The organism is Pseudaeromonas aegiceratis, from assembly GCF_046254905.1.
Taxonomy (GTDB): Bacteria; Pseudomonadota; Gammaproteobacteria; order Enterobacterales; family Aeromonadaceae; genus Pseudaeromonas; species Pseudaeromonas aegiceratis.
The window spans coordinates 1,890,166-1,901,950 of record NZ_CP158016.1; the positions used below are offsets into that span (position 1 = coordinate 1,890,166).

General features: G+C 64.0%; 12 protein-coding genes. 8 read left to right on the forward strand and 4 right to left on the reverse strand.

Annotation, left to right across the window (positions count from 1 at the left end):
* Positions 1-256: 256 nt before the first annotated feature.
* Both ABHF91_RS08960 and ABHF91_RS08965 read right to left on the reverse strand, forming a co-directional pair.
* Complete coding sequence (locus ABHF91_RS08960; protein WP_409419964.1) at positions 257-1,606, reverse strand: MFS transporter; 1,350 nt, start codon at positions 1,604-1,606, stop codon at positions 257-259.
* Between the two features lie 430 nt (positions 1,607-2,036).
* A complete protein-coding gene (locus ABHF91_RS08965) occupies positions 2,037-2,225 on the reverse strand; it encodes a hypothetical protein (protein ID WP_409419965.1) in 189 nt (62 codons plus the stop codon).
* A 197-nt stretch (positions 2,226-2,422) separates the two neighbouring features.
* On the opposite strand from ABHF91_RS08965, the gene ABHF91_RS08970 reads away from it, so the two are divergent.
* Both ABHF91_RS08970 and ABHF91_RS08975 read left to right on the forward strand, forming a co-directional pair.
* Positions 2,423-3,004 (forward strand): flavin reductase family protein, encoded by a 582-nt coding sequence (locus tag ABHF91_RS08970; protein WP_409419966.1) that lies wholly within the window; start codon positions 2,423-2,425, stop codon positions 3,002-3,004.
* Positions 3,005-3,103: 99 nt separating this feature from the next.
* On the forward strand, positions 3,104-4,216 hold the full coding sequence (locus tag ABHF91_RS08975) for an alkene reductase (protein ID WP_409419967.1): 1,113 nt from the start codon (positions 3,104-3,106) through the stop codon (positions 4,214-4,216).
* A 40-nt stretch (positions 4,217-4,256) separates the two neighbouring features.
* Here ABHF91_RS08975 and ABHF91_RS08980 read toward each other — a convergent pair whose 3' ends face one another.
* Entirely contained in the window at positions 4,257-5,153 is an 897-nt protein-coding gene (locus ABHF91_RS08980) for a LysR substrate-binding domain-containing protein (RefSeq protein ID WP_409419968.1), read from the reverse strand.
* Positions 5,154-5,349: 196 nt separating this feature from the next.
* On the opposite strand from ABHF91_RS08980, the gene ABHF91_RS08985 reads away from it, so the two are divergent.
* The 6 genes from ABHF91_RS08985 to ABHF91_RS09010 all read left to right on the forward strand — a co-directional run bounded on the left by ABHF91_RS08985 (position 5,350) and on the right by ABHF91_RS09010 (position 10,782).
* The gene (locus ABHF91_RS08985) at positions 5,350-6,519 is read left to right on the forward strand and encodes an MFS transporter (RefSeq protein ID WP_409419969.1); all 1,170 of its coding nucleotides are present in this window, start codon (positions 5,350-5,352) and stop codon (positions 6,517-6,519) included.
* Positions 6,520-6,816: 297 nt separating this feature from the next.
* On the forward strand, positions 6,817-7,338 hold the full coding sequence (locus tag ABHF91_RS08990) for an SRPBCC domain-containing protein (RefSeq protein ID WP_409419970.1): 522 nt from the start codon (positions 6,817-6,819) through the stop codon (positions 7,336-7,338).
* 69 nt (positions 7,339-7,407) lie between these two features.
* The gene (locus ABHF91_RS08995) at positions 7,408-8,112 is read left to right on the forward strand and encodes a type 1 glutamine amidotransferase domain-containing protein (protein ID WP_409419971.1); all 705 of its coding nucleotides are present in this window, start codon (positions 7,408-7,410) and stop codon (positions 8,110-8,112) included.
* Between the two features lie 62 nt (positions 8,113-8,174).
* Positions 8,175-9,290 (forward strand): NADH:flavin oxidoreductase/NADH oxidase, encoded by a 1,116-nt coding sequence (locus tag ABHF91_RS09000; RefSeq protein WP_409419972.1) that lies wholly within the window; start codon positions 8,175-8,177, stop codon positions 9,288-9,290.
* A gap of 85 nt (positions 9,291-9,375) precedes the next feature.
* On the forward strand, positions 9,376-9,843 hold the full coding sequence (locus tag ABHF91_RS09005; RefSeq protein ID WP_409419973.1) for a DMT family transporter: 468 nt from the start codon (positions 9,376-9,378) through the stop codon (positions 9,841-9,843).
* A gap of 69 nt (positions 9,844-9,912) precedes the next feature.
* Positions 9,913-10,782, forward strand: coding sequence for an NAD(P)-dependent oxidoreductase (locus tag ABHF91_RS09010; protein ID WP_409419974.1), 870 nt, complete (start codon positions 9,913-9,915; stop codon positions 10,780-10,782).
* An 18-nt stretch (positions 10,783-10,800) separates the two neighbouring features.
* Here the strand turns inward: ABHF91_RS09010 and ABHF91_RS09015 are convergent, their stop codons facing one another.
* Positions 10,801-11,709, reverse strand: coding sequence for a LysR family transcriptional regulator (locus ABHF91_RS09015; RefSeq protein ID WP_409419975.1), 909 nt, complete (start codon positions 11,707-11,709; stop codon positions 10,801-10,803).
* Positions 11,710-11,785 lie beyond the last annotated feature (76 nt).

The window sequence follows — 11,785 nt, forward strand, 5'->3', positions numbered from 1 at the left end:
ACAATGGAAACGGGTGTAACGTTTTTTTTGACTAGAGAGTCACAAATTTCACGCTGTTTTAGGGAGATTGCTGTCTTGCTCGGCGATTGTGGCCTGATTAATGCCCAATCCGCTGTGAGTCAGCGGCAATGCCCCTACTCTGTGTAGTGGCAGCGCTGCCAATGGGTTGGCCCACTTTGCCGACCAGGTGCCAAACGGGCATAAAAAAGGGGCCCAAGGCCCCTATCATTTAACAGAATATTGTCGACGACGCCGTTTAGGCCAGCGCCGGATCCGCCTTGGCCTCGTCTGCGGGATGGGACAGGGTTTCGTCCACGTCCTTGACCCAGAGGGTCAACAGGGCCGCCAACAGCATGGAGCCCCCGCCCAGCGCCAGGGCCAGCATGGCATCGCCGCCGAAATAGGCCTTGGTGAAGTAGCCCAGGATCCCGGCCGCCAGCACCTGGGGCAGCACGATGAAGAAGTTGAACACCCCCATGTAGAAGCCCATGCGGCGCGCCGGCAGTGAGCCGGCCAGGATGGCGTAGGGCATACACAGGATGGAGGCCCAGGCAAAGCCCACCCCCACCATGTTCACCAGCAGGAACTGGGGATCCTTGACCCAGCTCATGCCCAGCAGGCTGATGCCCCCCAGCACCAGGCAGACGGCGTGGACGCCCTTGCGATCGATGCGGCGTGCCAGCACCGGCAGCACAAAGGCCGCCAGGGCCGAGATGCCGTTATAGGTGGCAAAGCAGATCCCCACCCAGTCCGCCCCCTGGTTGTACAGGGCAGAGCTGGAGTCCGTGGTGCCGTACAGATGGCTGGTGACCGCCGAGGTGGTGTAGATCCACATGGCAAACAGGGCAAACCAGCTGAAGAACTGCACCAGGGCCAGCTGGCGCATGGTGGCGGGCATCCGCAGCAGATCCCCCAGGGCCGCCTTGAACCCGGAAGACGACGTCGCTTCCGGCTCCCCTGCCCCCTCAAACTGGGCCAGCTGCGCCGGGCTGTACTCCCGGGTACGCAGCACGGTCCAAAGGATCGCCAGCAGGAACACCAGGCCACCGGCGTAGAAGGAGTACTTCACCGACGGCGGTATCATGCCCTCCGGGGCCGTGTTGGCGATGCCAAACACATTGGTCAGCAGGTAGGGCATGGCGGACGCGACCACAGAGCCCACGCCGATGAAGAAGGTCTGCACCGCAAAGCCCCCGGTGCGCTGCTCGGAGGGCAGGTTGTCCGCCACCAGGGCCCGGAACGGCTCCATGGAGACGTTGATGGAGGCATCCAGGATCCACAGCATGCCGGCGGCCACCCAGAGGGCCGGGCTGTTGGGCATCACAAACAGCGCCAGGGAGGAGAGAATGGCGCCGGCCAGGAAGTAGGGCCGGCGACGGCCCAGGCCGCACCAGGTGCGGTCGCTGAAGTAGCCGATGATGGGCTGGATCAGCAGGCCGGTCAGGGGTGCCGCGATCCACAGGATGGGGATCTGATCGATGCTGGCGCCCAGGGTTTCGAAGATGCGGCTGACGTTGGCATTTTGCAGGCCGAAGCCGAACTGAATGCCGAGAAAGCCAAAACTCATATTCCAGATTTGCCAAAAAGATAGACGTGGTTTCTTCATTTATTATGTCTCGCTGTGTGTCTTGGGTTGCGTATTGCCAAAAAGCGCGGCCACTGTAACGGTTTCAAGATTGCAGGGCACGTGATCAAGCTCACGGCGGCGGCAGCATCTTTGGCTGTTTTGCCCAGCCGTCAAGCTGATAACGATTTCAGCTTTGTGATGCAGTGCACTATTTCGCCATTTGCTTCGCAACTCACCCGCATCGGGCCAACCGCAGGTGCTGGGGCCCCACCCACTTGGTCGGACGCAAGCCCTGCGGGCGGCCTATCCGTATCTCAAAGCGCATGGGAAAGGCAGCATAGCGGCCCATCACAGCCTGGTGCAGGCGGGACACGCCCCGGCCGGCGATCCGGACCACGCCACGGCAAACGCCCGGCATAAACCGGGCGTTTTCATCGAAACGCACTGGGCTTACTGCTTGAAAGCGGACTTACTTCTTGATGGTGGGCTTGCACTTTTCCTTGATCTTCTTGGTCTCCACGGCGCCGCCGCTATAGACACACACCTTCATCACCCCGGACACCTTCTCGCTCTTGAGCAGCACCTGGGTCTTTTCATCCTCCCCGTAGGCAGACAGGGACAGGCTGGCACACAGCAGGCAAAGCAGCAGTTTCTTCATCGTCGGCTCTCCTCTTTATCGGACATGGACTGGCGGGGATCGGCTAGCCAGGTGTCAAATGCGGCACCCTTCGCCCTACCATAACGCAATCCGGCTAAATCCGGCTAGGATCCGTGTAAGTGCCGCACGCCGCCACCGCTGGGCACTGGCCACCACCGGCGCTATGATGGCGCCTTTGCCACGACTGCGGAGTTCTCATGGTCCCGTCTCTTTGTCCCGTTCCCCTGGAGAAGGCCTACCGCCTGCTCAATCACGGCCCCACAGTGCTGGTCTCCTGTCGCCATGACGGCGTGGATGACGTGATGGCGGCGGCCTGGGTCGGCGTGCTGGATTTCATGCCCCCCAAGCTCACCCTGGTGCTGGACAAGGACAGCCGCACCCGCGCCCTGATCGAAGCCGGCGGCCGCTTCGTGGTGCAGATCCCCACTGTGGCCCAGCGGGAGCTGACCCTGGCGGTGGGCAGCGTCAGCCTGAATGACGATGCCGACAAGCTGCGCCACGCCGGCGTGCAACTGTTGGCCGAACCTGAGGTGGATCAACCTTTGGTGGCCGGCTGCAGCGCCTACCTGGCCTGCCGGCTGATCCCCGAGCCCCACAACCAGCAGACTCATGATCTGTTTATCGCCGAGGTGACCGCCGCCTGGGCCGATCCGGCGGTGTTCCGGGACGGCCACTGGCAGTTCGAGACCGCCGATCCCGATCTGCGCACCCTGCACCATGTGGCCGGCGGCCACTTCTATGCCATCGGCGAATCGGTCGGGGATAAATCGCAAGAGTGATTGATCATTGCTGCATGAGATACAGCAGATAATTGCAGCCGGGCGACTTTATCCAGACCGCCCGGCGGCATAGGGTGGGGACTCATCCAAGGAGTCCCTATGTCACACTCAGATCCCCTGTTCTCCCCCCTGGCCCTGGGTCCGCTGACCCTGCGCAACCGCATCGTCATGCCGCCCATGACCCGCTCCCGTGCCGCCCAACCCGGCGATCTGGCCACCGCCCTGATGGCCAGCTACTACGGCCAGCGGGCCAGTGCCGGCCTCATCGTCAGCGAAGGCACCCAGATAGGCCCCCTGGCCAAGGGCTATGCCTGGACCCCGGGGATCTACACCCAGGCCCAGGTGGCCGCCTGGCGGCAGGTCACCGAGGCGGTGCATGCCCAAGGGGGCATCATCTTCGCCCAGCTGTGGCACGTGGGCCGCGTCACCCACCCGGATAACATCGGCGGCGCCCAGCCGGTCAGCGCCTCGGCCCTCCAGGCCGACGGGGTCAAGGTGTTCGTGGATAACGGCAGCCAGGCGCCGGGCTTCGTGCAGACCGCCCTGCCCCGCGCCCTGTCGGTGGCCGAGATTGCCCAGGTGGTGGAGGAATACCGCCAGGCCGCCCGCAACGCCCTGACTGCCGGCTTTGACGGCATCGAGCTGCATGGCGCCAATGGCTACCTCATCAACCAGTTTCTCGACTCCGGCTCCAATCGGCGCAGCGATGCCTACGGCGGCAGCCTGGAAAATCGGCTGCGCTTTCTCAAGGAGGTGGTGCAGGCGGTGAGCGACGAGATCGGGCCTGAGCGTGTGGGTGTGCGCCTGGCGCCCCTGACCACCTTGAACGGCACGGTCGACGCCAATCCCGAGGAGACCTACACGGCGGCGGCCCGCCTGTTGGGTGAGCTGGGGGTGGTGTACCTGCACATCGCCGAAGCCGACTGGGACGATGCCCCCGAGATGCGTCTGGCCTTCAAGCAGGCCCTGCGCCAGGCCTATCCCGGCGTGCTGATCTACGCCGGCAAGTACGATGCGCAGCGGGCGCGGGCGGCGCTGGACGCCGGTTGGGCCGACATGGTGGGCTTCGGCCGCCCCTTTATCGCCAACCCGGATCTGGTGGCCCGGATCCGGGCCGAGCTGCCCTGGGCCAGCCACGATGCCGCCACCCTGTTTGGCGGCGGCGCCAAGGGGTTCACCGACTACCCCCTGGCGGACGGTAAGCCGGCCTGATCTATGGCACCCAGGGTGATCCGTCGATCACCCTGGGCCGCTAGAGGCTGTCCGGCGACAGACTGGCCTTGAGAAAGTCCAGCCAGGCCCGCAGGCGGGGATCCCGCTGGGCATCGGCGTAGAAGACGGCGTTGATGGGCCGGCTGGCGCCGCTGTTGCACTGGCTCAGCACCTCCACCAGGGCGCCGGACTGGCGATCCTGCCCCGTCATAAAGTCCGACAGACAGACCAGCCCCTGCCCGGTCAGCGCCAGCTGCCGCAGGGTCTCACCGCTGCTGGCCCGCAGACAGGGGGTGATGGTCAGCCTATCCCCCTGACTGCTGCGCAACGGCCAGCGGTTGAGGTTCTCCGGGCTGATAAAGCCCAGCAGGCGGTGGTCTTGCAGATCCGTCGGACTCTCGGGCTCCCCGTGGCGGGCCAGGTAGGCGGGGCTGGCCAGGATCCGCAGGCGGCTGCGCCCCAGGGGCATGGCCCGCAAGGAGGAGTCCTCCAGCTCGCCGATGCGGATGGCCACATCCACCCGCCGCTCCAGCAAATTGATAAAGCCATCGGAGCTTTGCAGCTGCAGCTCGATGCCCGGATAGCGTTCACCAAATGACGCCAGGATGGGCACCAGCTGGTGCAGTATGAAGGGGGTGGCCGCATCCACCCGCAACACACCGGTGGGCTGCTCGTGGCGCAGCAGCAGGGTGCGCTCGGCCTCCGCCAGTTGCCCCAGGATCTGCACCGCCTGCTGATAAAACCAGCTGCCTTCCTGGGTCAGGCTCAACCGCCGGGTGGTGCGATTGAGCAGCACAGTGCCCAGCTTGCCCTCCAGCCGCTTGAGCCCACGGCTCACCACGGAATTATCCAGCCCCAGATTCTCCGCCGCCTGGCGGAAACTGCCTGCCTCCACCACGGCGACAAACAGGGCCAACTCATCCGAATGGGTCTTCATTGCTGCTCCTTACACTCCATGTCGCCTCGCTTATCGGCGATTTGCTGCGCTGACGTACCTGTGTCGCGATTTGTAGCCGAACCGGCAGCTCCCATACTAGTGCTATATCAACAATAGTCATTTGCCATTGTCGACATTTTTATCCATCAGCAGCGCCAAGATACTAGCGGCCTCAACCACCCAATGGAGAACACAGATGCCCCTGGCGCTACTAGCCCTCACCCTCAGTGCCTTTGCCATAGGCACCACCGAATTTGTCATCGTCGGCCTGGTGCCGACCATAGCCCAGCAATTGGCGGTCAGTCTGCCGACCGCCGGATTGCTGGTCAGCCTCTACGCCCTGGGCGTGGCGGTGGGCGCGCCCCTGCTCACCGCCCTCACCGGCCGCCTGCCGCGCAAATGGCTGCTGGTGGGCCTGATGGGCCTCTTCACCCTGGGGAACCTGCTGGCCTGGCAGGCGCCGAACTACAACACCCTGATCCTGGCGCGGGTGCTCACCGGCTTGGCCCATGGCGTCTTCTTCTCCATCGGTTCAACCCTGGCCACCAGCCTGGTGAGCAAGGAGAAGGCCGCCAGTGCCATCGCCATCATGTTCAGCGGCCTGACGGTGGCCCTGGTGACCGGTGTGCCCCTGGGCACATGGATCGGCCAGCATTTCGGCTGGCAGGCCACCTTCCTGGCGGTGAGCCTGTTGGGCCTGCTGGCCATGCTGGGCAGTCTGTTGCTGGTGCCAGCCAACCTGCCCCGGCCGCCAGTCAGCAGCCTGCAGGCCCAGCTCAAGGTGCTCACCACCCCGGCGCTGCTCAGGGTCTACGCCAAGACGGCCCTGGGCTATGGCGGCGCCTTCACCACCTTCACGTTTCTTGCTCCCCTGTTGCAGCAGGAAAGCGGCCTGTCCAGCGATCAGGTCAGCCTGGTGCTCCTGATCTATGGCCTCTCGGTTGCCGTGGGTAACCTGTGGGGCGGCCGTCTGGCCGACCGACTGGGCGCCGTGCCGGCCCTACGCCTGCTGTTTGGCGGTCTCATCCTGGTGCTGCTGGCCATCCCCTTCACGGCTCCCCACCCCGTCCTCATGGTGCTCAACGTGCTGATCTGGGGGGCCTTCGCCTTCGGCAACGTCCCCGGGCTGCAACTGCTGGTGGTACAAGAGGCCCAGCACCACACCCCGACTGCCGTGGACGTGGCCTCCGGCCTCAACATCGCCGCCTTCAACGTGGGCATCGCCTTGGGCGCCCTGATCGGCGGCCAGGTGGTGGAACGGTTAGGCCTCATCCACACCCCCTGGGTGGGCTCCCTCATAGTGCTGCTGGCGCTGTTGCTCACCTACCGGCGCCGTTCGCCCCGCCTAGCGGCCGCGCGGGGCTAAACGCCTGAGGCCTGACAACAGAGGGGATACTATAGCTGGGCCAGACTTGACGTTAGCCGACTAAGCCTCATGACCAACACCTAACAGCGAGCCATCGGGCTCGCTTTTTTCTTGCCGCCAGGCTGGCCAGCCTTTGCGTTCTTTCTTTGCGTCGTGGCCACCTGCCCGCCCAGCATTATCACCACTGCTTATATATCTAATAAAAATTGAGGATTTTTTTAATTACAGAAATCACCGCATCATTTGCCTGTCCCGTATCGGATCCCCCGATTCGCCCAAGACTCACGGAGTATTCCCATGCAAATGAACGCCATCCTCTGGCCCGAAGGTTATGTCCCCGGCTTCACTGAAAATTACGTCTCCAACGAAGTGATTGTCGCCGGTCTGAGTGCCGCCGAGATCTGGCCCCTGCTGAGCCATCCCGCCAGCTGGCCGACCTACTACACCAACTCTGCCAACGTGCGCTTCTATGACGCGAAAGGCCCGGAACTCGCCGACGGCGATCGTTTCTACTTCGAAACCTTCGGCTTCCCGGTAGAAGCCCAATGCAATGAGTTCGTGGCCCCCGCCGCCGGACAGCCCGGCCGCATCGCCTGGCACGGCTGGGCCGGTGAAGAAGGCACCGATGCCCGTCTGGATGTGCATCACGCCTGGCTTATCGAGGATCTGGAAGGCGGGCGTGTTCGCATCCTCACCCAGGAAACCCAAAAGGGCCAACCGGCTGCCGAGCTGCACGCCGCCAAGCCCAATCCCATGATCAACGGCCACCAGGATTGGCTCGACGGTCTGGTCGGCGCCGCCCGTAAAAATCGCCGGTAACAAACAGGCCGTCTGCTTGGCGGACGGCTTATTTGTTAGACCCATTGAACGACCCGTAAGGAAAACACCATGTCTGCCACCCCCATCAAGATCCTGATGATCCTCACCTCACAAGCCACCATGGGCGACGATCCACGCCCCACCGGGGTCTGGTTTGAAGAGCTGGCCACCCCCTATTACGCCTTCGTGGATGCCGGTGCCGACGTGGATATCGCCTCCATTGCCGGCGGCAAGATCCCGGTCGACCCCCATTCCCTGGCGGCGACGGGCCAGAATCCGGCCAGCGTCGAGCGCTTTATCGCCGATCAGGCCGCCATGACCAAGCTCAACGGCTCCTACAAGATCGATGACATCTCCCCGGCCAGTTACGCCGCCGTCTTCCTGCCCGGCGGCCACGGCACCATGTGGGATCTGCCCAAGAGCACCAAACTGGCGGATCTGCTCTCCAGCGCCTGGGCCGATGGCAAGGTGGTGGCAGCGGTCTGTCACGGCCCCGCCGGTCTCGTCAACGTCAAGGATACCCAAGGCCAGCCGCTGGTGGCGGGGCGTCGCGTCAGCGGCTTCACCAACAGTGAAGAAGAGGCTGCCGGTCTTACCCATACTGTGCCCTTCTTGCTGGAAACCCGTCTGCGAGAGCTGGGTGCCAAGTATGAAAAGGGGCCGGACTTCCAGTCGTTTGCGGTGCAAGACGGGAATCTCGTCACCGGCCAGAATCCGGCCTCCTCCGCGCGGGTTGCCGAATTGGTGCTTGATACCGTCAAGGCGGCACATTAAGGCGCCACCGCATCCCGTATTCATCATTGCCGTTTGCAACATTGCATCATTCTGGAGCCGCTATGACAGCACTGTTTACTCCGTTCAAACTCAAGGACATCCGCCTGCGCAACCGCATCGCCATCCCCCCCATGTGCCAATACATGGCACAGGATGGCTATGTGAATGACTGGCACCTGGCGCACTACACGAGCCTGGCCAGAGGCGGCGCAGGCCTCGTCATCGTCGAGGCCACCGGGGTCTCCCCGGAAGGCCGGATCACGCCGAACTGCGCCGGGCTGTGGGAGGATGGACAAGTCGAGGGCATGGCCCGGATCGCCCAGGCCATCAAGGCTGCCGGTGCCGTGCCCGGCATCCAGCTAGGCCATGCCGGACGCAAGGCCAGCGCCAATCGCCCCTGGGAGGGTGACGATCATATCCCGCAAGGGAATCCGCGTGGTTGGCAGACCCTAGCCCCGTCGGCCATCGCCTTTGGCGCTGGACTGCCCAACGTGCCCAAGGCCATGACATTGGCCGACATCGCCCGGGTGAAAAGTGATTTTGTAGCGGCCGCCAAGCGGGCCCGCGATGCCGGCTTTGAGTGGCTGGAGCTGCATTTCGCCCACGGCTATCTGGCCCAGAGCTTCTTTTCGACCCATAGCAACCAGCGCACCGATGCCTATGGTGGCAATGCCCAGAACCGTGGTCGCTTCTTGCTGGAAACCCTGGCGGCGGTGCGCGAGGTATGGCCGGAGAACCTGCCGCTGACCGCGCGCTTCGGTGTCATCGAGTACGATGGCCGTGATGAGCAGACCCTGACCGAGTCCATCGATCTCATCAAGCAGATGCGGACCAACGGCCTGGATCTGCTCAACGTCAGCGTCAACTTCGTCATCCCGGATACCACCATTCCCTGGGGCACCCCGGCCTTTTTGGCGCCGATTGCCGCCCGGGTCAGCCGGGAAGCCGGGCTGCCGGTGGCCTCCAGCTGGGGCATGGACGATCCACAGGTGGCGGAGCGGGTCATTGCCGATAAGCAGCTGGATCTGGTGATGATAGGCCGCGCCATGCTGGCCAACCCTCACTATCCCTATGTGCTGGCACAAGCACTCGGGGCCGACCGCCCGGACTGGGTGCTGCCAACCCCCTACGCCCACTGGCTGGAGCGGTATCGCGGCGCCGGCAAGGGCACACGCTAAGCGCGCACTCCCCGCCCTGGCTCACTTGCCGGGGCGGCATTGAGCCTGACTGCCGTCGCAGGCGCTTTTCTTAAGAGAGAAACCCGTGAATTTGCTTTATCTGCTCATGGCGCTGGCCGGCGGTGCGGGCCTGTCCATCCAGGCCGCCGTCAACAGCCGCCTCAGTGCCGGCCTGGGTGGGCAACCCCTGGTGGCCTCCTTTTTTTCTTTCGCCATCGGCACCTTGTGTCTGGGCCTGGCCGCCCTGATGCAAGGTGACTGGCACAGTGTCGCCACCCAGGTCGGCACTCAGCCCTGGTGGCGCTGGTTGGGGGGCATCATAGGCGCGACCTTTGTGTTTACCACTGTGTTCCTCGCCCCCCGGATCGGCATCACCAACGCCATGTTCCTGTTCATCATCGGCCAGCTGTCAGCCGGCTTGTGTATCGACAGCTTCGGCTTGTTGCAGATGGCGCAGCGCCCGCTCTACTGGTGGAAGTTTCTCGGTCTGGGCCTGATGTTGCTGGGGCTGGTGAGCTTCATGTTCGGTGATCGGTTGTTTATCAGACATTGACCCGTTTTCATCGGCCGCAAGGCCAATCCCACGCGAACCATCGCGTGTCGCTACTTCAGGAGATATTCCATGACAAGAGTCGCAGTACTGGGCCTGGGCGCTATGGGTTCGCGCATGGCCGCCAACCTCATCCGCGCCGGTTTTCAGGTCACGGTCTGGAACCGCAGCCCGCAGGCCACAGCACCGCTGATCGCCGCAGGAGCCCGAGCCGCCACCACCCCGCGAGACGCCGCCGACGGCGCCGATTTCGTCATGGCCATGGTGCGAGATGACGATGCCTCACGGCAGATCTGGCTGGACAGCGCCACCGGCGCCCTGGCCGGCATGGGTCCAGGCGCCGTGGCCATTGAAAGCTCCACCCTCACCCCAGGCTGGATCCGCGAGCTGGGCAGCCAGGCCGCCAGCCAGGGCGTGGCCTTGCTCGAAGCGCCGGTCTCGGGCACTACGCCTCAGGCGCAAGCCGCTCAGTTGGTCTACCTCATTGGCGGCGACGCCGACACCCTGGCGCGTGCCACCCCAGTGCTCAGCGCCATGGGATCCTCCCTCCAACATGTGGGGGATCTGGGCGCTGGCGCCCTGACCAAGCTGGCCACCAATACCCTGCTGGGTATCCAGGTGACCGTGATCGGGGAACTGATCGGCATGCTGCAGCACGCCGGCGCCGATGTGGGCCGGGTGCTGGAAGCCGTGGCGGCGACGCCGGTATGGAGTACCGTGGCAGGACGCATCGCAGGCTTGATGCAGGCGGGTGACGTCACGCCGCAGTTTCCCATCGCGCTTATCGAAAAAGACTTCGGTTACACGGTGCAGCAGGCAGGATCCGCAGACGCCGTCCCCACCATTGCCGCCGCCCGGCAGGTGTTTCGCCACGCCCTGGCCGAAGGCTTGGGCAAAGAGAACATGACCAGCGTGGTCAAGCTGTTCACCCAGAAGCCGTAGACCGACTGAGCACGGCGCTCACAGACGGTCGGCACAGGCCTCAAAGAGCAGACTGCGCACCCAGCGGCGGGCGGTATCCTGGTGGGTGCGCTCATGCCAGACCGCGGTCTTGGTAAAGCCGGGCACCGCGATGGGCGGCTCGAACACCGTCAGTCCCGGCACACCCAGCACCAGACGGCTTGGCAGGATCGCCACCATGTCGCTGGTGCGCAGCAACTCGGGCACGATGAGGAAACTCTTCACCGACAAGGAGACGTGGCGCGCCATCCCGAGTTTTTCCAGCGCTTCATCCGTCACCCCCCGGAACTGGCCGCCGCTATAGGAGACCAGCGCATGATCCAGTTGGCAGAACTGCGCCAGGGTCAAGCGATCGCCACCCTGGAGGGCGGGATGGCCTTCACGCAGCACACCGACATAGTGTTCGACGAACAGATTGCGGGCGTGCAGATCCGGCAACGCCCCCTCGGGCGTCACCAGTGCCAGATCGATCTCGCCCCGCTCAAGCTGGCTCTGCAGCTGAGTGTCGTCCACCGGCACCAGGGACACCTTGATAAAGGGGGCCTGCTGCTTGAGCGCCGTCAAAAACGGCACCGCAACGGCACGCAGGGCATAGTCCGTCGCGGCGACGGTGAAGGTGAGGCGTGCCGTGGCCGGGTCAAACTCCACCGGCTGCAGCAGGGCCCCCAACTCGCACATCACCTGGCGCAAGGGCTCCACCAGATCCAGCGCCCGCTGGGTCGGCACTATGCCACGCTGGGCCCGGACAAACAGCGGATCGCCGAAGGTCTCCCGCAGCCGCGTCAACATGCCGCTCATGGCCGGCTGCGTCACCCCCAGCCGGCTGGCCGCCCGGGTCACATTGCGCTCATCCAGCAAGGCATCCAGCGCCTTGAGCAGGTTGAGATCCACCCCTTTGATATATTTCATGCTTATCAATCCGCGATAAATAATCACGATTAATGATACATAAAGGGCAATGGCACCGGGAGGCTTATCGAGCGGC